Annotated in this window: 21 protein-coding genes; 16 read left to right on the top strand and 5 right to left on the bottom strand. The window is 65.6% G+C overall.

Annotated features, from left to right (window positions below; all coding sequences use genetic code 11):
- Positions 1-31: 31 nt before the first annotated feature.
- From AC1DHL_RS25815 to AC1DHL_RS25790, 6 genes are all read left to right on the top strand, one after another.
- The gene (locus AC1DHL_RS25815; RefSeq protein ID WP_478163852.1) at positions 32-766 is read left to right on the top strand and encodes an amino acid ABC transporter ATP-binding protein; all 735 of its coding nucleotides are present in this window, start codon (positions 32-34) and stop codon (positions 764-766) included.
- Between the two features lie 40 nt (positions 767-806).
- Positions 807-1,649, top strand: coding sequence for an ABC transporter substrate-binding protein (locus tag AC1DHL_RS25810; protein WP_478163841.1), 843 nt, complete (start codon positions 807-809; stop codon positions 1,647-1,649).
- Between the two features lie 308 nt (positions 1,650-1,957).
- Positions 1,958-2,284, top strand: coding sequence for a cell envelope biogenesis protein TolA (locus AC1DHL_RS25805; protein WP_478103960.1), 327 nt, complete (start codon positions 1,958-1,960; stop codon positions 2,282-2,284).
- Positions 2,285-2,355: 71 nt separating this feature from the next.
- Entirely contained in the window at positions 2,356-3,213 is an 858-nt protein-coding gene (locus AC1DHL_RS25800; RefSeq protein WP_478163840.1) for a DUF2092 domain-containing protein, read from the top strand.
- A 22-nt stretch (positions 3,214-3,235) separates the two neighbouring features.
- On the top strand, positions 3,236-3,838 hold the full coding sequence (locus tag AC1DHL_RS25795) for a hypothetical protein (RefSeq protein WP_478163839.1): 603 nt from the start codon (positions 3,236-3,238) through the stop codon (positions 3,836-3,838).
- Between the two features lie 38 nt (positions 3,839-3,876).
- Positions 3,877-4,701, top strand: coding sequence for a transporter (locus tag AC1DHL_RS25790; protein ID WP_478163838.1), 825 nt, complete (start codon positions 3,877-3,879; stop codon positions 4,699-4,701).
- Positions 4,702-4,748: 47 nt separating this feature from the next.
- Here AC1DHL_RS25790 and AC1DHL_RS25785 read toward each other — a convergent pair whose 3' ends face one another.
- Both AC1DHL_RS25785 and AC1DHL_RS25780 read right to left on the bottom strand, forming a co-directional pair.
- Positions 4,749-5,336, bottom strand: a complete 588-nt coding sequence (locus AC1DHL_RS25785) for a hypothetical protein (protein WP_478103955.1) — start codon at positions 5,334-5,336, stop codon at positions 4,749-4,751.
- A 185-nt stretch (positions 5,337-5,521) separates the two neighbouring features.
- Complete coding sequence (locus AC1DHL_RS25780; RefSeq protein WP_478163837.1) at positions 5,522-7,384, bottom strand: AMP-binding protein; 1,863 nt, start codon at positions 7,382-7,384, stop codon at positions 5,522-5,524.
- Between the two features lie 152 nt (positions 7,385-7,536).
- Here AC1DHL_RS25780 and AC1DHL_RS25775 point away from each other — a divergent pair, with 152 nt between their 5' ends.
- Positions 7,537-8,052 carry a nucleoside deaminase gene (locus AC1DHL_RS25775; RefSeq protein WP_478163836.1) on the top strand — a complete coding sequence of 172 codons (516 nt, stop codon included), beginning with the start codon at positions 7,537-7,539 and terminating at the stop codon, positions 8,050-8,052.
- Between the two features lie 66 nt (positions 8,053-8,118).
- A complete protein-coding gene (locus AC1DHL_RS25770; protein WP_478163835.1) occupies positions 8,119-9,045 on the top strand; it encodes a hypothetical protein in 927 nt (308 codons plus the stop codon).
- Here AC1DHL_RS25770 and AC1DHL_RS25765 read toward each other — a convergent pair whose 3' ends face one another.
- Positions 9,046-9,969 carry a LysR family transcriptional regulator gene (locus tag AC1DHL_RS25765; protein WP_478163834.1) on the bottom strand — a complete coding sequence of 308 codons (924 nt, stop codon included), beginning with the start codon at positions 9,967-9,969 and terminating at the stop codon, positions 9,046-9,048.
- A gap of 93 nt (positions 9,970-10,062) precedes the next feature.
- Here AC1DHL_RS25765 and AC1DHL_RS25760 point away from each other — a divergent pair, with 93 nt between their 5' ends.
- From AC1DHL_RS25760 to AC1DHL_RS25725, 8 genes are all read left to right on the top strand, one after another.
- The gene (locus AC1DHL_RS25760; RefSeq protein WP_478163833.1) at positions 10,063-11,133 is read left to right on the top strand and encodes an LLM class flavin-dependent oxidoreductase; all 1,071 of its coding nucleotides are present in this window, start codon (positions 10,063-10,065) and stop codon (positions 11,131-11,133) included.
- 36 nt (positions 11,134-11,169) lie between these two features.
- Positions 11,170-12,177, top strand: coding sequence for a flavin reductase (locus AC1DHL_RS25755; protein WP_478163832.1), 1,008 nt, complete (start codon positions 11,170-11,172; stop codon positions 12,175-12,177).
- A gap of 34 nt (positions 12,178-12,211) precedes the next feature.
- A complete protein-coding gene (locus AC1DHL_RS25750) occupies positions 12,212-13,627 on the top strand; it encodes a spinster family MFS transporter (protein WP_478103946.1) in 1,416 nt (471 codons plus the stop codon).
- Between the two features lie 99 nt (positions 13,628-13,726).
- On the top strand, positions 13,727-15,370 hold the full coding sequence (locus AC1DHL_RS25745; RefSeq protein WP_478163831.1) for a 3-(methylthio)propionyl-CoA ligase: 1,644 nt from the start codon (positions 13,727-13,729) through the stop codon (positions 15,368-15,370).
- The gene (locus AC1DHL_RS25740; protein ID WP_478163830.1) at positions 15,367-15,828 is read left to right on the top strand and encodes a GFA family protein; all 462 of its coding nucleotides are present in this window, start codon (positions 15,367-15,369) and stop codon (positions 15,826-15,828) included. The genes AC1DHL_RS25745 and AC1DHL_RS25740 overlap by 4 nt, the downstream gene beginning before the upstream one ends.
- The gene (locus AC1DHL_RS25735; protein ID WP_478163829.1) at positions 15,825-17,297 is read left to right on the top strand and encodes a coniferyl aldehyde dehydrogenase; all 1,473 of its coding nucleotides are present in this window, start codon (positions 15,825-15,827) and stop codon (positions 17,295-17,297) included. Before AC1DHL_RS25740 ends, AC1DHL_RS25735 begins: the two co-directional genes overlap by 4 nt.
- On the top strand, positions 17,294-17,875 hold the full coding sequence (locus AC1DHL_RS25730; protein ID WP_478163828.1) for an NAD(P)H-dependent oxidoreductase: 582 nt from the start codon (positions 17,294-17,296) through the stop codon (positions 17,873-17,875). Before AC1DHL_RS25735 ends, AC1DHL_RS25730 begins: the two co-directional genes overlap by 4 nt.
- A complete protein-coding gene (locus AC1DHL_RS25725) occupies positions 17,872-19,275 on the top strand; it encodes an MATE family efflux transporter (RefSeq protein WP_478163827.1) in 1,404 nt (467 codons plus the stop codon). The genes AC1DHL_RS25730 and AC1DHL_RS25725 overlap by 4 nt, the downstream gene beginning before the upstream one ends.
- 5 nt (positions 19,276-19,280) lie before the next feature.
- Here the strand turns inward: AC1DHL_RS25725 and AC1DHL_RS25720 are convergent, their stop codons facing one another.
- Together AC1DHL_RS25720 and AC1DHL_RS25715 are read right to left on the bottom strand one after the other, a co-directional pair.
- Entirely contained in the window at positions 19,281-19,688 is a 408-nt protein-coding gene (locus tag AC1DHL_RS25720) for a hypothetical protein (RefSeq protein WP_478163826.1), read from the bottom strand.
- Between the two features lie 16 nt (positions 19,689-19,704).
- Positions 19,705-20,805 carry a porin gene (locus AC1DHL_RS25715; protein ID WP_478103936.1) on the bottom strand — a complete coding sequence of 367 codons (1,101 nt, stop codon included), beginning with the start codon at positions 20,803-20,805 and terminating at the stop codon, positions 19,705-19,707.
- Between the last annotated feature and the right edge of the window lie 7 nt (positions 20,806-20,812).

The raw sequence follows: 20,812 nt of genomic DNA, 5'->3' as shown, positions 1-20,812 counted from the left end.
CAGCCCGCAAGTGGCAGCCGAGGACACCCCCATGATTCTGTTTTCCAGGATCAACAAGTGGTACGGCGACTACCAGGCGCTCACCGACGTCAATGCCGAGGTGAAGAAGGGCGAGGTCGTGGTCGTCTGCGGGCCCTCGGGTTCGGGCAAATCGACCCTGATCCGCACCGTCAACAGGCTCGAGGAAATCAAGTCGGGCCAGTTGCTCTTCGACGGGCACGACATCCACGCGCCGATGCGCGGCGTCGCGTTGAACCGGTTGCGCAGCCGCATCGGCTTCGTGTTCCAGAGCTTCAACCTGTTTCCGCACCTCTCGGTGCTGGAGAACATCATGCTTTCGCCGATGCGCGTGCTGGGCGTCAAGCGCGCGGCAGCGCGTGACAAGGCGATGCAACTGCTCGAGCGCGTGGGCCTCGCCAACAAGGCCGGCGCCTATCCCGCGCAGTTGTCGGGCGGCCAGCAGCAGCGCGTGGCCATTGCGCGCGCACTGGCCATGGAGCCGCCCGCCATGCTGTTCGATGAGCCCACCAGCGCACTCGACCCGGAAATGGTGGGCGAGGTGCTGTCGGTCATGCGAAGCCTCGCCCACGAGGGCATGACCATGATGTGCGTCACGCACGAAATGAACTTCGCCCGCGAGGTCGCGGATCGCGTCTGGTTCATGGACGCCGGCCAGATCCTGGAGAAGGCAGAGCCGGAGGCCTTCTTCAGCAGCCCGCAGCATCCGCGCGCGAAGCGCTTCCTGTCCGACCTGCGCGCGCACTGATTCCATCCTTCGTTTCAATCACCATCACCTGGAGCTCATCATGTCGAAGAAGACTGCGATCCGCATGGCCGCCATCGGCTGTGGCCTGTCCACGCTGGCTGTATTGGCGCACGCGGATCAATGGGACGAAATCAGCCAGCGCAAGGAGCTGAAGTGCGGCACCTTTGCCGACGTGCCGCCCTTTGCGGCGCCTGATCCCAAGACGCGCGAGATGGTGGGCTTCGACGTCGATCTCTGCAATGCCCTGGCCAAGCAGCTCGGCCTCGGCGCGAAGATCACGCCGCTGTCGGTGGAAGCACGCGTGCCCGAGGTCAAGCTCGGCCGCGTCGATGTCACCGTGGCCAACCTGGCCTACACCAAGAGCCGCGGCGAGCAGATCCAGTTCAGCGACCCGTACTACATTGCCAAGGAAATGCTCGCGGTCAAGGCCTCCGACCCCGCCACGACCAAGGCCGAGTTCAAGGGCAAGCGTCTCAGTTCCACGAAGGGCTCGACTTCCGAGCTGTCGATCAAGATGAACGGCTCCGAACCTGTGACCTTCCAGGACACCGGGTCGGCCTTCATGGCCGTGCAACAAAACAAGTCGGTCGGCATGGTGGCGAACACGATGACCATCACCAAGCTGGTCAACCAGTCGAAGACTTCCGGCGTCGAACTCAAGATGATCAAGGAGCCGATGGTGTTCCAGCCGATCGGCGTCGGCATGAAGAAGGACGAGCCGGTGCTCCTGGCCAAGGTCAACGCCGCGCTCTACGCGCTCGACAAGAGCGGCGAGATCGACAAGTTATGGGCCAAGTGGCTGGGACCGAACACCGAATACAAGCTCACGCGCGATGAAAAGGTCACCCCGCTCGCGGACCTGAAGTTCGAACTGCTCCCGTAGGTCGCCTGAACGTCTAGGGCGGCCTGTCCAGGCGGCTACGTAGGCCACGTACGTAGGCATGCGACGCAGAAAAGGCGGATGAGGCTCGATCGACATGAGGAGCGAATTCCTTGATGATGGTCACCGGCGCAACCGACCACGTACGTGCAGGTACGTGGTGGCCCGGCTGGATTTGCCGAACAGCCGCTTTCACAATGAATTCGCCGCACCCTCGCGGATGAAGTGAACGACGCACGGCAAGACCCCAGCGTCTTGAAGAATCTTCATGGCGTTGGGATGCTTCAATCCATTGACCAAAGGAAATCGCAATGAGCAAACTACTCGCAGCCCTGATTGCCGGCCTGTTCGCGGCGGGTGCCTATGCGCAGAACCCGCCGGGCGTGTCGTCGCAGGAAGAAGCGGTCACCACCAACAGCAAACCTCAGCAAAAGGCCCAGGCCAAGGCCAATGCGCGCCCGCAGGACAAGGTGAAGAAGGTCGGCGGCGATGAGTTGAAGTCGGGCGAGAACGACGCCATCGGCACCGGCAAGTCCGCGGCGGCCGGAGAGGCAAAGATCGATAAGCGGGACGCGAAGCATCCCAACAGGAAGCAAGCGCCCCAGGGCGGCACGCCCGACATGCCAGGCGCCAAGTAAGCCTGAAGAAAGCCGCTTCTGGCCTCTGCAATGTACCGACGGCGTAACGGGCCGGTCGGAAGGAGATGTCCGTGAAAAGCCGATTTCAGATCCTTGCCAAGGCGGTGCTGCTTGCCGCGAGCCTGACGTTCGTCGTCGGGGCGAATGCACAGGCGGCGCCTGCCAAGGCCTCCGCGTCCAAGAGCAAGGCGGCCAAGCCTGCGCCGGAGCTGGAAGCCAAGGTAATGGACTTGCTGCGCGGGATGAGCAACGCCCTCACGGCATCTTCATCGATGGCGTTCACTGCCATCGCGACTTATGAAAGCCCCACCAGCATCGGCCCGCCCCTGGCGTACACCACAGTCTCCGAAGTCCTGGTGCAGCGGCCGAACAAGCTGCGCGTGATCACGAGCGGCGACGGCAAGGCTTCGGAGTACTACTACGACGGAAAGACCTTCACCGCCTTCGCACCGTCGGAGAACCTCGTTGCCGTGGCGCCCGCACCGCCCACCCTCGATGCCATGCTGGAAGCGGCGTTCAAGGATGCGGCGATCTACTTCCCCTTCGCCGATGTGCTGGGTGCCGATCCCTTCAAGAACATCACCGAGGGCCTGACCAAGGCCTTCTACGTCGGCCCATCGACGGCGGTTGGCGGAACGACGACCGACGTGATTGCGGTGGCCAGCGACGAGATATTCATGCAGATATGGATCGGCGCCGATGACAAGCTGCCACGCAGGTTGCGTGCGACATATCGAGGCGATCCGTTGCTGCTGCGCCACCAGGTGGATCTGTCGAACTGGAAGCTCGATCCCGTCATCGCCGCGGAGGCCTTCGCGTCGGTCAATGCGGCCAATGCGAGGAGGATCCCGTTCGCCGCACCGTCGCCGCCCGCGACTGCCGCGAAGGCGGCCAAGTCAAAGAGCGGCAAGGCAAGCTCAGCCCCGTGAAGCACATGGAAGGACCCTCGAAATGAAACCGATGAAAGCCATCCTTCCCTTGCTCGCCGCGGCGCTTCTGACCACGGGATTCCATACATCCGCATCGGCGTGGGCGCGGGCGAATGGGTGGGGCGGCCGCACGGTGGGCGGAATGGGCGGGTTCACCCACGACAACGCGTTCGGCGGCAGCACCACGCACAGTTGGTACGGCGGAACCAGTCACACCAATCGCTACGGCGGAACCACCACCGGCGCCTACGGCTACGGGGCCGTGCACACCACTGCCGGCGGCTTCACGACCTACCATCCACCAGCCTATGGGTATGGCGGCTATGCGCCGTACGTCCGGCCCGTGGCCGTTCCGTACTATCACCCGGGCTGCTATTACAGCTGCGGCGCTGCTGTCGCCGCGGGCGCCGCCGCCGGACTGGCGGTGGGCGCGGTGGCGGGCGCAGCGATCGCGAATGCGACCGCGATTCCCGCCTACCCGTTGGGCACTCACTTCTCCACGCTGCCGACAGGCGCGGTCTATGTGGACCGCGGGGGCGTCACCTACTACCAGGTCGGCAACGCCTGGTTCAGGCCCGCCTTTGGCGCCAACGGCGTGTACTACAACGTCGTGCCGGCGCCTTGAACGAGCGCGACCGTCGCCGACCGTACGCCTGAGTCAACATGGGGGATTCCTACGACGCGCGGGCCAAGGCGTTCGCCATCTCCGGCGCTGCCGCCTTGTGCGCCAGCCTGCCAGTGCATGCGGAGATGAGCGCCGAAGAGCTCGCGAAGCTTGCGCAGAACCCGGTCGGCAACCTCGTCAGCGTGCCGTTCCAGAACAACACCAACCTGAACTTCGGGCCGGAAAAAGGGACGCAGAACATCCTCAACATCCAGCCGGTGATTCCCATCTCGATCAACAAGGACTGGAACATCATCACCCGCACGATATTGCCGGTCATCTCGATGCCCTCGCTGGGCCCCGGCATCGGCAGTCTCAACGGCGTCGGCGATGTGGTGATGACCGCCTTTCTCTCGCCGGCCAATCCCGGCCAATGGATCTGGGGCGCGGGTCCGGTGGTGCAGATTCCCACCAACAGCAATTCGGAGCTGGGGAACAACAACTGGGGCCTGGGTCCGTCGGCGGTGGTGCTGCACCTCGACCACGGCGATCCGTGGGTCTACGGCGCGCTGTTCAACAACATCTGGTCGGTGAGCAGCAGCGGGAAGGGTGGTTCGTACAACAACTTCCTGCTGCAGCCCTTCATCAACTACAACTTTCCTGGGGGTCTCTACCTCACCACGGCCCCGATCATCACCGCCGACTGGAATGCCACCGGCAGCCAGCGCTGGACCGTGCCGGTCGGTGGCGGCATCGGCAAGATCTTCCACCTGGGCAAGCTGCCGGTGAACACACAGCTGTCTGCCTACTACAACGTGGTCAAGCCGGACAACGGCGCCAATTGGCAGATCCGGGTGCAGGCGCAGTTCATGTTCCCGAAGTGATCGGGGGCAGGAGCGGCTGCGCGCCGCTCCTGGCCTTGTCCAGCGCTTCAGCCCTTTCTCTGCACCGCAGTGGCGAGGGCTTGCGTGATGGTCATCTTCATCTGGTCGCCGACCTTGACGCCATTGAGCATGGACGGGTCCTTCACCTTCACTTCCGTGAAGTGACCGAACGGACCCCGAACCATCACGGTGCCCTTGGCCTGGTCGACCGCCCAGATGTTCGACACCATCGTCGTCTGCTTCATCGCGGCCCCTCCGGGAAGCTGTCCGACCGCGGAACGGTCGGCGGCAACCGTCTGCGTGGCCATGCGGATCCCGTCACCTTTCTGGAAGTCGAGCGCCACCGACTGGATGTAGGTGACGTCCACCATGTCGCCGACCTTGACCTGGCCCAGGTTCCTGACCCGTTGGTCGACCACGACCGCGAATTCATTTCCCTCGGGTCCCTTGATGGTCACGATCCGGTTCTTCTGGTCGATCGCCGTCACCTGCGCGGAGACGGTGACTTCCTTCATCATGTCGCGGACATCCAGCACATGGGGCTTGTCGGAAGGCGTGTTCTTCTGCGCCATCGCAGGCGCGGTGAAAGCCATGGCCGAAGCCAGTACGAGCATTGCGCAGTGGGTTGTTTTCATTTCACGTTTTCCTTTCACTTTCGGGAAGTTCGGGTAGACGGAATGCGTTCGCCACATGGGACGTCGACAAGAACCGGCATCGCGAGCAGTGATCGCTTGCACTCCGGTCGATGATTCTCGCCATTGCCGCGCTGCGCGCCATCCCGACTGCCACGCATGACCACGTACGTGACGGCCCGATGCGCTCAACCGACCGTGACGCGCGACTCGAACAGGTAGCCGGCCAGGGCCTGCTCGACGGCCGGCACCGACATGCGCGCAGCCGCGGGCAGGGTCACGCTGACCGTCATCCCGCGGCGGCCGCCTTCGCTCGCCTGCACCTGCGCATCGGGCAGGCCGTGCTGTTCGCGCAGCAGACGCGCGACCAGGCGCGCCGCCGCGTCGCAGCGCAACTGCGGCTTGTAGATCTTTCCGACCGAGGTGAGCGGGATGGCGTCCACGACGTGAATCTGCTTCGGCCAAGCCGGGCGCTCGCCGATGGTGCGCTCGGCGTGCTGGCGCAGTTCCTCCTCGGTGACGCTCGCACCAGGGCGAAGCGCCACGTAGCACACCGGCAACTCGCCGGCGTAGGCATCGGGAATTCCGACCGCGGCCGCCAGCAGCACCGCGGGGTGCGACGCCATGGCGTTCTCGATCATCTGCGGATCGATGTTGTGACCACTGCGAATGATCAGATCTTTTGCGCGGCCAGCGATGTGGATGCGGCCTTCCTCATCCGTGTAGCCCAGGTCGCCGCTGTTGAGCACACCGCCTTCGAAGACACCCGCATCGTGCGCCGGATCGCGATAGCCCGGCGAGACATGGGGCCCCGAGACGGTGATCACGCCGACCTCGCCGGTATCGCAAGCAGGACCCAGCGCACCGCTGGCCTCCAGCCGCCGCACGACGACGCGGGTATAGGGCAGCGCCCAGCCGACCGAGCCGATGCCGCCGCTGCCGGCCACCGCGTCGATGGCGATCAGGCCCGAGGCTTCGGTCATGCCGTAGACCTCGAACAGGCCGCGGCCGGTGACTTGCCTGAAGCGCTCGCCCACCGCCGCCGGCAGCGACGCGGCACCGCAGAAGCCGGCGCGCACGGCGTGGAGGTCGACACCGGCCAACGGCACGTCCAGCACGGCGCCGACCGAGGTGGGCACCGCGCCCACCAGCGTGGCGCCGTACTGGGCTGACAGGCGCCAGTAGCCCTGCACCATGGCCGGATTGCGCAGCCCGCCCGGCGACATGATCAGCAAGCCCATGCCGGCCATGAAGGCACTCAGGCCGCAGAAGATGGTGCCGCCGACGTGAAACAGCGGCAACGTGGCCGTGAGCGTGTCGCTCGGTCGCATGTCGCCCAGCATGGCCCCGCCCAGCGCGGCCACCAACTGGCCGCGGTGCGTGTGCGCGACCAGCTTGGGCGCGCCCGTGGTGCCGCCGGTGTGGAAGTAGGCTGCCACGTCGCCATTGCGACCCGGTTCGCCGAACACCAGCCGGTCGTCGGGTTGCGCCTTGAGCGCGGTGTGGAAGTCGATCACGCCTTCTTCAGCCGGCGTGCCGGGCGGTGCCACGCGCACCAGGATCAGCCCCGGAATCTCGTCGCGCAAGGCCAGCGCCTTCTGCCAGATGTCCAGCACCGGATGCGGGCCCAGCGCCACCAGCACGCGAGCGCCGGAGGCCTTGAGTAAGCCGGCAATGTGCGCGGGTTGCAGAAGGAAGTTGATCGGCACCGCGTAGCCCGCGGTCTCGGCGCCCCACAGCGTTGCGTGGGTCTCGACCAGGCTGGGCAGCATGTAGGCGACGCCGGGGCGCGGGCCGGCCAGCGTCGAGAACAGGTTGGCGGCGCGCCGGATCAGGCCCAGCAGCTCGCGGAAGCTGACACGGCGGGCCTGCTCGTCGGGCGTGCCCGTCATCAGCATCGTGAGTGCCGTGCGGTCCGGCTGGCGCGCGGCGGCGGCGATGAAGACGTCCAGGACGCTGCGCTCGGGCAGGCGCTCGTCGAGCGTCATCTCCGCCTCGACGCGCGCCATGTCGTCCAGGTTGCGAATTCCGATCTCGGGCAGGAGCGCCATGGCAAGTTCCCTCGGAGGATGAAAGGCGGGGGACATTACCGCGTTCCGCGCAACGCCAACAACGGGGTCTTTCCCGTCCCCGGACGGATCGAAGGGTTGCGTCCCCGGCTGTTTCCGTGGAGGCTGTCGGCACCACATCGAGGAACCCGCGAATGACTGATTCAACGACCTTGCCGCCGCTGGGCCTGCGGCCCACGCAGGAACAGATGCTGCGCCACCTGCGCCGCTCGAACGAAGTGGCGCGCCGCGCCGTCACCCTGGGCCACCACCCCTTCGGCGCCGTTCTGGTCGGCCCCGATCAGGAGACTGTGTTGCTGGAGCAATGCAACATCGACACCGTCAATCACGCGGAGTCGACCCTCGCGCGCGTGGCCGCGACCAATTTCACGCCCGAGTTCCTTTGGGGTTGCACGCTCTACACCGCGGTCGAGCCCTGCTGCATGTGCGCCGGCACTGCCTACTGGGCCAACATCGGGCGCGTGGTGTTCGGCATGACCGAGGCCCAGTTGCTCGCGGAGACCGGCAGCCATGCGGAGAACCCGACCATGAGCGTGTCATCGCGCTACGTCTTCGACCATTGCCAGAAGCCGGTGGAACTGATCGGGCCGGTGGCCGAGATCGCACCGGAAACCATCGCGATGCAGCGGGATTTCTGGGCGAAGCGCTGAGAGCAGGACTGGGCAAGTTGCACCGGCGCATCCACAATAGGTATGGGCCGGCAGTGGAGTCTCGACATGGAATTCTTCGCTTCGCTCTTTCGCCGCGAACACGGCAACGATGCACCGAGCGATCCGCGTCGGATCGAGATGGTGCAGCGCGTGCTCCGGCTGAGCCCGCGCTTGCGCATCGCGCCGCGCTACTGGGCCCGGCTCGAAGCTTCCGTGGGCGAGGGGATCGACTACGTTCGCGGTCTGGTGGCCACGCTTCCCGAGGCGCGGGAAGCCAGCGCGGCATCCTGGGCCGGTGACCCCTGCATCCGCGCTTTCTTCGGCGCGCCCGAAGAGCTTTCGCGGCTGGTCAATCGGACCCCCGAAATGCGGGCCTTGTTCGACAACGATCCCCTCCTGCAGTCCGCGTATGCCGTGCTGGGCGCGGCATGCACCGAGCAGACGACCGTGAAGCTCGGCGATCACAAGCTCAGGATCTGCGCGGCCACGCCCGCCGCACTGACGGACGAGATTCTCCGGAACATGGTCGACCAGTTGCTGCTGGAGACGCTGGCACACATTGCCTCCGACACATCGCGCCGCGGCGTTCTCGAACGGGAGCGTGTGCTGCTGGCGACGCGCCTGCGTTTGCTCGAGCGCGAGGGCATCGGAATGTCCGCGGTGATCGGCGGCGACATCGCCGACGCGTCCGAGACCGCGCGACTTCGCGAGCAGCTGAAGCAGAACGACAGCGAGCTCGACAGCCTGGGTGCCCGCGAGGAACTGCTTGAACATGAACTCGACGCCGTCTGCGAAGTCTTCGCCGATCCCTTGCCGTTGCTGCACGTCACGCCGCGGCGGCTGTGGCTCGGCCCGGCACGCGTTCTGACCGCGGACGCGTCGGACGGGGAAGCGGTGGATCTGCACGTGGCGCGTGTTCCGGGTGTGCCTCCGCAGATGCGTGCGTTCACGCTCGTGCGGCTTCCGCGCGCGCATCTCGACGCGCGGGCCTGATCAACGGACTTCGGTCGCCACCGCGTCGCGGATCTTCTGCAGCAGCCAGGCCATGGCCGGGTCGGCCTCGAAGCGCTTGTGCCATGACAAGTAGAGCGGCGAGGGCGCGAATGGCAGCGGCGGTTCGTGCATGCTGAGATTGAACAGATTCGCGAACATCGGGCCCATGCGGCTCGGCAGGTTGCAGATGTAGCCAGTGCGCTGCGCGATGACCGGCATCACGATGAAGTTCTGCACGACGGCGCCGATCTGACGACGCAGGCCTTGCTGGATCAGTGTCTGGTCGACGATGCTTCCGCGCCGGTCGAGTGTGCGAATGACGATGTGCGGCCGCTTCAGGTAGAGGTCGAGCGGAAAGCGGCGCTTGCCGAGCTTCTCCCGCTTCCAGATCAGCGTGACCAGGCTGATTTCAGCGGTGATCTCATTGCGCACGCCGGCGGCTTTGATGGGTTGTCCGTTCAGCACCACGTCGACGTCGCCTGACTCCAGAAGTTGCTGCGCGAGCTCGCCCTCCGGCACCGGAACCAGCTTGACGAGGATGCCGGGTGCTTCGCGTGCGATCTCCTCGATCAGCTGTGGCGCGATCGAGAACTCCACCAGATCGCCGGCACCGATCTTGAACTCGCGCTGCGCAAGGGAGGGGACGAACGGGACGCCTTTCTGGATCGCCTGGCCGATCTGCGCAAGCGCTTCCTTGACCGGGGTCACCAGCGCCTCCGCGCGCGCCGTCGGGACGAGGCCTTCCTTGGTCGACACGAACAGGTCATCCCCCAGCGCATCGCGCAGTCGGCGCAGCGCATGGCTCACCGCCGGCTGGCTCAACGCCAGCTTGTCGCTCGCCCGCGTGACGCTGCGCGTCTCCCAGAGCTTGAGAAACACCGCCAGCAGGTTGAGGTCGAAGTTATCGATATTCGGCTTGTGCATACGACAAATCAGAAGAGTTCATTTTACTTATGACCCTCGCGGAGATGAAATCGAGTCCTCGAAGACATCCAGCCATTCAGCAAGGAGACATAGATGACAAAGAAAGCCCGACTCTCGATGGGTTGGTTCTGCCCCACGCTCGGCGACACGAGCGCGTTCGCGGATCCCGCACAGAGTATTCCCCAGTCGCTCGAACATTTTGAGCGCGTATCCCTGGCAGCTGAGGCCGCAGGCTTCGACTACATGCTGGTGCCAGTCACGCCCCTGTGCTGGGACGCCTGGGTCACGGCTTCCTTCATGCTGGCGCGCACGAAGCGGCTGAAGGCGCTGGTGGCTATCAAGCCGGGCTACTTCCACCCGGTAGCGCACGCCAAGATGGTGTCGGCCATGGACCAGCTCTCGGGCGGCCGCGTCTACCTGAACTTGATCGCAGGCCTCAGCGAGAAGGATGCTGTTGCAGAAGGCGGCTTCGCCTCGAAGGAACTGCGCTACGAGCAACTCGAGGAGGAAGTGCGCCTCATGAAGCGCCTGTGGACCGAGGAGGGCGTGAAGTTCGACGGCAAGCACTACCGCGTCGACGGCCCGAAGATCGTGCCCCATGTGGTACAGCGGCCGCATCCGCCCTTCTTCCTGGGCGGCGGCTCCGAGCAGGCGGCCGAGATCTCGGCGCAACACTCGGCGGTGCACCTCTTCTGGGGCGACTATCCGGAAAAGATCGGCGAGGAAATCAAGGCGATGCGCCAGCGCGCCGCCAAGTACGGCCGCGAGCACGAGATCCAGTTCTCGATGCGCCTGCAGGTCATCGTGCGCGAGACCGAGGAAGAAGCCTGGGCAGCGGCCGATCGCCTGATCGAAGGCGCGGATACGCCCGCTGCGAAGGCCTTCGTGAAGCACCTGGAAAGCTCCGCCAGCTCGGCGGCCAACAACCGCCAGCGCGAGTTGTCCAAGACGGTGGGCCGAAAGATGACCCCGCACCTGTGGACCGGCATCACCGAGGTGCGTCCCGGCGCCGGCGTCGCGGTGGTGGGCAACCCGCAGCAGGTGGCGGCGCAGCTGCGCGAATTCATCGAGGTGGGCTGCACCGGCTTCTGCCTCTCGGGATACCCCCATCACGAAGAGGCCGAGCGCTTCGGCCGCATGGTCATGCCGCTGCTCATGAACTAGCGCGCCGGATCACCCCACCCAAACAGGAGACAAGACATGACTGCAACGATCGACAAGGCCCAGTTCCGCAAGGCACTCGGCGCATTCACCACCGGCGTCACCGTCGTGACCACGCGCGGCGCCGACGGCAAGGACTATGGCCTGACGGCCAACAGCTTCAACTCGGTGTCGATGGACCCGCCGATGGTGCTGTGGAGTCTGGGCAAGACATCCTCGAGCATCCAGGCCTTCACCGGCTCGGAGCACTTTGCGGTGCACATCCTGTCGGCCGACCAGGAGGCGGTGTCCAACCGCTTCGCCAAGAGCGGCGCGGACAAGTTCGCCGGCATCAAGGCGGCGCGGGGGCACGGGGAGGTGCCGCTGCTGGACGGCTGCTCGGCCCGCTTCGAGTGTCGCGTCGCCTACCAGTACGACGGCGGTGACCACGTGATCTTCGTGGGCGAGGTGCTCAACTTCGACACCTTCGCTCAACCACCCTTGATCTTCCACGGAGGGAACTACGGTTTGCTACTCAAGAAAGCCGATGAAACGGACATCAGCGCCACCTTCGGCGGCGACTGGCTTGGCAACCTGCTGGGGCGTGCCTACTACCAGCTGCTTATGCCTATCAAGGCCAACCTGAAGGACAAGGGACTTCGCGACATCCACTACAACATCCTGAGCGTGCTGAGCATGGGCGATGGCCGCAGCTGCGAGGAGATCGCGCGCCTGGTGGCCATCTCAGGCGATCACGTCGACACGGCCCACGTGCTGGCGCTGGCCGAGCGCGGCCTGGTGCGTCTCGAGAAGGGCGACGGCGGTGCGCAACTCGTGCACTTCATCCCCGAAGGCCGTGCCTACGCGATGGAGCTGCTGGCCTGCTGCAAGGCGGCCGAAGGCGATGCCGAACGCGAACTCGACTACCGCGAGGCGCAGGTGCTGAAGCTGCTGCTCAAGCGCGTCATCCGTTCCACCGCGAACGGCCTGCCCGAGCACTGGCGCAAGGAGAACTTCTGGCGCGAGAACAACATCTGGCGCGAGGAAGCCCAGGCCGCCCAGGCCTGAGCGGCAAGCAAGAACAACGATAGCGGAGACAAACATGCATGCATCAATCATCCGGGGCGGCGAAGACCTCCCCACGGTCAGTACGGGGCGCGCGTGGTACGCCGTCGCTGTGCTCCTGGTCGCCTATATCTTCTCGATCATGGATCGCCAGATCCTGACCCTGCTGGTCGGGCCGATCCAGAAGTCGCTCGGCGTCAACGACACGCTGATAGGGCTGCTCCACGGCTTCACCTTCGCGGCCTTCTATGGCGTGATGGGCCTTCCGATCGCGCGGCTTGTCGACCGTGGCAACCGACGCGTGATCATCGCCATCGGCATTGCCGTCTGGAGCTTGGCGACTGCCGCCAGCGGCCTCGCCAACGACTACTGGCACCTGCTGGCCGCGCGCATCGTGGTGGCGGTGGGGGAAGCGGTGCTGATTCCGGGCACCGTCTCGCTGGTGGCGGATCTGTTCGCGCCGGAAAAGCGCGGCCGTGCGATGGGTGTCTTCGGCGCCGCCGGCCCGGTGGGCTCCGGCGTGGGCCTGTTCGCGGGCAGCCTGATCCTGGGCGCCTACACGGTGTCGCGGCCTGTACTGCCCTTGCTGGGCGTCATTGAGCCGTGGCAGGCCACCTTCATTGCCGTGGGCTTGCCGGGTGTGGTCGTGGCGATCTTCATGCTGGCGGTGCCCGAGCCTCGTGTCGCGAAGAAGGGGGCCAGGGGCAGCAAAGGCGCTGGGCCGAAGATCGTCAACGCGCCTGTGGCGCAGGTCAAGGACTACATCGTCCAGAACGGCCGCACCTTCAATGCCTTCATCGCGGGCGCCGGCATCTTCTACATGTCGGTCTACGGCTTCGCCGGCTGGGCACCGACCTACTTCGTGCGCCACTTCGGCTGGAGCTACCAGGAGATCGGCAAGCTGTTCGGGTTGCTGATGCTGGTCGCCGGCCCCGCGGGCACGCTCTTCGGCTCCTGGCTGGGCGAGCGCTGGATCCGGCGCGGGGTCGTTCACGGCTACCTGCGCGCCGCGATGCTGGGCGCCGCTGGCATCACGGCATCGGGCTGCGCCATGGTGCTGGCGGCCACGGCGACGCCGGCCGCCATCTTCCTGGGCTTCGCCGCTTTCTTCGCGATGTTCCTGTTCGGCATCGGCCCGGCCATCGTCGCGCAAATCACCCCGGCGCCGATGCGCGGCCAGGTGGCGGCCCTGTTCAGCGGCGCCGTGAACCTCCTCGGCGCGGGCCTCGGCCCGGTCGCAATCGGCATCATCACCGACTACGTCCTGCGCGATTCGAAGGCGATCGGCATGTCGATGCTCATCGTGTTCCTGGTGGCCGGCGGTGTGGCGCTGGCGCTCTTCCGCAGCGGTCTTCGGTCCTATGCGGCCACGCTGAAACGGGCGGCCGATTGGCACCCCGCACCGAAGACGCAGGGCCCGCAGCCCACGAGTGCCAGGGCGGCACTCGGCTGAAGCACACGACCCGGGGCGGTTCTTCGTCACCGGGATTCACTGAATTTCCCAGGCGGGCGAGGTGCCCGCAGGGACAACTCACGACACAAGGAACGGATGATGTTCGGTTTGATGATGGACCGCCCGCTGCTGCTTTCGGGCTTGCTCGAACACGCGGAGCGGCAGTTCGGCGACGTCGAGGTGGTTTCGCGCGAAACCCACGGCGCGCTGCTTCGATATACCTATCGCGATCTCGGTCGGCGCGCGCGCCGTCTCGCCAAGGCGTTGACCACGCTCGGCATGAGCCGCGGCTCGCGCATCGCGACGCTGGCGTGGAACAACCACCGTCACCTGGAGGCCTACTTCGCGGTGTCCGGCAGTGGTGCAGTCCTGCATACCTGCAATCCGCGCCTGCATGCGGAGCAGCTTGCGTACATCCTCAATCACGCCGAAGACAAGGTGGTGCTGTTCGACAGCACCTTCCTGCCGCTGGTGGAGGCGGTGGCGCCGATGTGCCCGGGTGTTCGCGCCTACGTGCTGATGACCGACGCCGCGCACATGCCGGCACGGTCGAGCCTGCCTGATCTGCAGTGTTACGAGACGCTGATGGATGCGCAAGACGATGCGTACGCATGGCCCGAGTTCGACGAGCGCACCGCGAGCGCGCTGTGCTTCACCTCGGGGACCACCGGCAACCCCAAGGGGGTCTTGTATTCGCATCGCTCGACGATGCTCCACAGCTTCGCGCTGGGCATGCCCGACACGCTCTCGCTGTCGGTTCGGGATTGCGTCCTGCCGGTCGTGCCCATGTTCCACGTGAACGCCTGGGGCATTCCGTATGCGGCACCCATGACCGGCTGCAAGCTCGTGCTTCCCGGTCCGAAGCTCGACGGCGCCAGCTTGTACGAACTCATGGAGTCCGAAGGCGTGACATGCAGCGCCGGCGTTCCCACGATCTGGCTGGGGCTCGCGCAGCACATGGCACAGCACGGCCTCCGGCCCTCCACGATGCGCCGTTCCGTGGTCGGCGGCTCGGCGATGCCGCAGTCGCTGATCAGGGACTTCGAGGAGAACTTTGGCGTCGAAGTGCGCCACTGCTGGGGCATGACCGAAACCAGTCCGCTCGGCACGCAGGGCGTGCCGCTGGCCAAGCATGCGGGGTTGGATGCCGAGCAGCAATACACCTTGCGAAGCAAGCAAGGCCGCGCTGTGTTCGGCGTGGAGCTCAAGGTGGCCGATGCGGACGGCAACGAACTGCCGCGCGACGGCAAGTCCGCCGGAGAACTGATGGTGCGCGGTCAGTGGATCGTTTCCGAATACTTCAACGGCGAGAAGCCGGCGTTGCGCGATGGTTGGTTCCCGACCGGCGACATCGCCACCATCGACGCCGACGGCTACATGCAGATCACCGACCGCGTGAAGGACGTGATCAAGTCCGGCGGCGAGTGGATCAGCTCGATCGATCTGGAGAACGCGGCGGTCGGTCACCCCGCGCTCGCCATGGCGGCGGTCATCGGCGTGCGGCATCCGAAGTGGGACGAGCGCCCGGTGCTGTGCGCGGTGAAGAAGGCCGGCCAGGCCGTGGAGAAGGAAGACATCCTCGCCTTCCTCGGCGACAAGGTCGCCAAGTGGTGGTTGCCCGACGAGGTGATCTTCGTCGACAGCCTGCCGCTCGGTGCGACCGGCAAGGTCCAGAAGATGGACCTGCGGCAGAAGTACGCCGATGTGCTGATGCCGGCGTCTTCAGTCGGGAGCAACGCATGAATGACGTCCAGGGCGGAGCCGCCGCCTCTTGCGCTTGTGGCGCCAGCCGGTTTCGGTTGAACACCCGTCCTTTCGCGCGCTTCATCTGCCATTGCGCAATCTGCCAGGCCTACACAGGCAAGCCTTGCTCGGACGTGACGGTGCTCCGGGCCCGCGACGTTGCCCTGGCGGACGAGTCACAGGTCGTCTTCAAGAAGTACCGCCTGCCTCCCAACATCGTCCGCGGCAGCTGCCCTTCGTGCGGCAAGCCGGTCGTCGAATTCGGCCTTGCGGGTCCCGCCAGGCTGGCGTTCGTGCCAACAGGCAACTACGCCGACCCTTCGACGCTGCCGCCCGCTTCCATGCACATCTTCTATCACCGCCGCGTGACCGACGCACACGACGACTTGCCCAAGCACAAGGGCTATTTCCCAAGTCAACTGGCCGTGATAGGCCTTCTGTTCCGGGGTTTGCTTTGAACAACACACCATTCCAATCGCCTTCGGCGGTCGCGGCGAACGAACGTGTCGCGCACATCTTCGTCTCGCAGCAAGCCGCATTCCGGGCGGCACCATCGCCCACCGCGAGCGAGCGGCTGGATCGACTCAAGGCGCTCAAGCGGCAACTCTCTCGCTATCAGGACATGCTGGCCGACGCCGCGAGCAAGGACTTCGGGCAGCGCGCGCATGCCGAATCCAAGATGCTCGATGTGCTGGGCCCTATGCTGGAACTCAACCACGCCATCCGGCATGTCAGGCGCTGGATGAAGCCGAGTCGCCGCTCGACCGAGCTTCTGTTCCTCAGCAACAGCATCAAGGTGGTCTACCAGCCGAAGGGTGTCGTCGGCGTGATCACGCCCTGGAACTTCCCGGTCTACCTGGCGCTGGGGCCGGCCATCGCGGCACTCGCCGCAGGCAATCGCGTGATGATCAAGATGCCGGAAGCGACGCCGAACACCAACGCGGTGTGCAAGGCCATGCTCTCGGAGGTCTTCCCGGAAGACCTGGTGGCCGTCGTCGGCGAGGAGTTGATCGACCCGAACGTCTTCACCTCGCAACCCTTCAACCACATCGTCTTCACCGGATCGCCGGGCGTGGGCCGTCTCGTGATGCGCACCGCGGCGGCGAATCTGACGCCGGTCACGCTCGAACTCGGCGGCAAGTCGCCGGCATTGGTCACGCGCAACTACCCGGTCGCCGACGCGGCCAAGCGCATCACCCACGGCAAGACGACGAACGCCGGGCAGATCTGCGTGTCACCCGACTACGCGCTGGTGCCGCATGAACGTGTGACCGATTTCATCGCCGGTGTGCGTCGCACCTTCCAGGGCTTCTATGGCAACAAGACGACGGGCAACCCGGATTTCACCTCGGTGGTGGACGAGCGCCAGTACAGCCGCATTACCGCGCTTCTGGACGACGCGCGCGCCAAGGGCGCCCACATCGAATCCTGCGGACCGGCGCCTGTGGGCAATGCGCGCACGTTGCCGCTGCAGATCGTCACGAAGCTCACGCTCGACATGCGGATCATGTCCGAGGAACTGTTCGGCCCCATCCTGCCGATCGTGCCTTACGACACGATGGACGAAGCCATTGCCTTCATCAACGAACGCGAACGGCCGCTGGCCCTCTACTGCTTCAGCCACGACAGCGCCGAGCGCGACGAACTGCTGCGCCGTACGCACTCGGGCGGCGTGTCGGTCAACGACTGGGGCTGGCACGTGGTCAACCACGATGCGCCGTTCGGTGGCATCGGCAACTCGGGCATGGGCAACTACCACGGCGCGGAAGGCTTCCGGGAGCTGTCGCACGCGAGGACGGTGTTCAAGCGGCACCGCTTCTTTCCTATCGATCTCTTCTATCCGCCCTACGGCACCTTCATCCAGCGCATGGCGTTGAAGTTCTTCCTCGGCAATCCGGACCCCAGCCTCGCAGGGGAAACGCCATGACAACGTCGATCATCATCGGCAATCCAAAGCCGGGCTCGCGCACTGCGCGCGCTGCTTCCATGCTTGCCGAGGCGCTTACGTATAGCGCACCCGAGAACGTGATTGAGGTTTCCGAACTCGGCCCCGCGCTTCTCGGCGACAAGACCTCGGCCATCCAGGCGGCCGTGAGCGCAGTTGCCGAATCGCGCCTCGTGATCGTGGCGAGCCCGACCTACAAGGCCACGTTCACCGGCTTGCTGAAACTCTTTCTCGAACAGTTCGCAGGCGGGACCGGCCTGCAAGGAGTCGTCGCCATCCCACTCATGCTCGGCGCCACGGCCGAACACGGCCTGGCTGCGGAGTACTTGCTCAAACCTTTATTGACGGAACTCGGTGCGACCTGTCCGGCGCCAGGCCTCTTCCTGATGGACAAAGCCTTCGAAGACGGGCTCGCCATCGAGTCCTATGCCAAGCGCTGGGGCCCTGTGGTGCGTGCCTGCTGCAGCGTCCACACCAGTGCCGTGCCGGCCATGGTAGACCTCCCGACCCATGAGGCCAGCCGGTCCGTGCGGTCGCCTTGCCCTGAGGTCACACCATGACCGCCATCGATCCACGTACGCGCCTCCTTCTGGAAGCGCCCATTGCTCCGACCCTGCTGCGCCTGGCGGCACCCAACGTGCTGGTGATGGTCGCGCAGGCCTCCGCCGGGCTCATCGAAACCTATTTCGTCGRCAAGCTCGGCACCGACGCGCTGGCTGCGATGGCGCTCGTGTTTCCGATTGTCATGCTGATGCAGATGACTTCCGCAGGCGCGATCGGCGGCGCTATCGCGTCGTCGATTGCGCGAGCGCTCGGCGCGCGACGCCGGGACGATGCCGATGCGCTGGTGATCCACGCGCTGGTGATCGCGCTCGGCTTCGGGCTTGCTTTCACGTTGGCACTGCTGCTGGGTGGACGCTGGTTGTATGCGCTGATGGGTGGCACCGGCGCGTCGCTCGATGCTGCGCTGGTCTACTCGAACTGGGTGTTTGCCGGCGCGGTGCTCGTGTGGCTTTTCAACTCGCTGGCGGCGGTGATTCGCGGCACCGGCAACATGGCCGTGCCAGCCAACGTGACCGTTGCGGGCGTGGTGGTGCTTGTTCCGCTGTCGCCCTTGCTCATCTTCGGCTGGGGTCCGATTCCTGGCATGGGCATTGCCGGCGGCGCGGCGGCGCTGCTGCTCTACTACCTCGCGGGAACGCTCGCGCTCTGGATGTACCTGCGTTCGCCGCGCAGCCTGCTCAAGCCAAGGCTCGCGGGTGTGCGGCTTCGCTGGCCGCTGTTTCGCGACATATTGCGTGTTGGCCTTGTCGGCGCGATAGCGACGGTGGCCACCAACCTGTCGATCGGCATCGCGACGGCACTGTCGGGGCATTTCGGGCCCGGCGCGATCGCCGGCTACGGCACTGCCGCGCGCCTCGAGTACCTGATGGTGCCGCTGGTGTTCGGCTTTGGCGCACCGCTGGTGGCCATCGTCGGCACCTGCATAGGCGCCGGCCGCGGAGAGCGCGCCCTCAAGGCCGCGTGGATCGGGGCCGCGATGTGCTTTGCCATCACCGAGGCGATCGGCCTGGCGGCGGCGAGCTTCCCTCGCCCCTGGCTGATGCTGTTCGGCAATGATCCTGCCATGCTGGATTCCGGCGCCCAGTACCTGCGGGCGGTTGGCCCGCTGTACGGCTTCTTCGGCGTCGCACAGGTGCTGCATTTCGCGTCGCAAGGGTCGGGGCGCTTGGCGTGGCCTGTGGTTGGCAACCTCGCACGCTTGGCCGTGGCGGGGATCGGAGGATGGCTTGCGTTGCGCTGCGGAGGTGATTTGATACACGTATTCGTTGCACAGGGCCTGGCACTCGTGGTGTATGCCTTCGTCATCGCTGCCGTGATTGCAGGAGGCGCGTGGTTTGGCCGCGTGGGCTGGCCGCGCACGCCAGCCGCCTTGATGCGGCGCATCCAGCTCACCTGAACGGCTCAGTTGGTCATCTCTCCCTTGGACTTGATCTCGCCGGCCTTGTTGGCCCTCGCGGCATCCTCCCGGTATTTGGCACGGGCGGCGGCGCGTTCCGGGCTTCCGAGGGTCGGGCGGGGATCGGGCTTCGGCTTGCCCTCCGCGGGCGCGGTCTTCTTGGCTGCGGTGGCGCCTCCGCCGCGCCGGGCCGCGTGGGCGGCGGCGCGTTCCTCGGGGGTGTACTTGCGGGCGGCTTCGGGGATGGGGTTGCCCTCGCCCAGTTGCGGGCCTCGCGCGGCCTCCTCGCCTGCCTTCATCCGCGCCGCCCGCGCGGCATCCTGGGTGGCCTGGTCCGTCGTCTGGGCGTGAGGCGCCACGGCCAGCAGCACGGATGCCGCGAGCGCCGTCGACACTGCCGGAAGCATTTTCATCATCGATCTCCGTGGGCTAGAAGCTGTGCTTCAGGCCGAAGTCGTAACCGTGAGAACTCTGGTTGGGCGCCGTGATCGCGCCGTTCACTGCGACCGTCGATCCGCCCTTGTTGTTGACGTACGCGAAGGTGGTGTAGACGGCCGTGCGCTTCGAGAAGTTGTAGACGTAGCCGATGGCGTACTTGTACGCACGCGGGTCGCCGATCGCGTTGGTTCCATAGACCGAGTAGCTGAGCTTCAACTGGTCCACCTTGAGCACCGGGATGATGGCGCCCGCGATGTAGCCCGTGCCCGTCACCGGGAGGAACTGGTCGACCTTGTCGTGGAAGTAGCCCCCGGTGACCTTCACGACATCGAAATCCCAGGAGGCCCCGACGTTGACCACCGGAATGTCGCCCGTGGTCAGGCTGCGGGCATACAGCGTCTTGCCGGTCGACACGGCCGCGGCGAACGGACCCGTGGCATAGCCGACGCGCGCTGCGTAGCCGTTGCCATCGCTCACGTGCGGCAATCCGGTCGTGTTGTCGTTCTCGCCCATGAAGTACTGCACTTCGCCGAAGAAGCCGCCCAGGCTGCCCGGCAGGAAATAGCCGACCATGTTCGATGCGCGCGTGGCCGTCACTCCCGCGATCGAGCCCACATAGGGTTGCGATGCACCGACACCATTGGTCGCGAACGGATCGGTCTGGTCGCGATTGCGATAGGTCGCCGTGAAATCTCTTCCGAGCCGCAATTCGCCCCAGAGGTCGATCAGGCTGACCGTGGCGCGACGGTTCATGTTGAAGCCGGAGACATTGCCGTCCGGCTGGTTGTTGATGTTGGTATTGACACCCGTGCCGTTGTCGACGTTGTAGCCGAACTCGAGCCAGAAGCCAGCGGCCAGACCGCCGCCCAGATCCTCGAGGCCGCGGAAGCCCAGGCGTGAAGTCGTGTTGCCGCCGCTCGTCAATTGGGTCAGCGTCCCGATGCTGCCGGTGCCGTAGGCGATGGTTGCATCGGCGACGCCGAACAGCGTGACGCTGTTGCCTGTCACCGGCCCCTGCACCTGGCTCGTCTGTGCGACGGCACCGGTCGCGAAGAATAGACCGGTCAGCACGGCCCCGCCCAGTTTCCCCATGTCGTTT

Source organism: Variovorax sp. 10L426, assembly GCF_056395305.1.
This window is presented reverse-complemented; position numbering and strand designations above follow the sequence as displayed.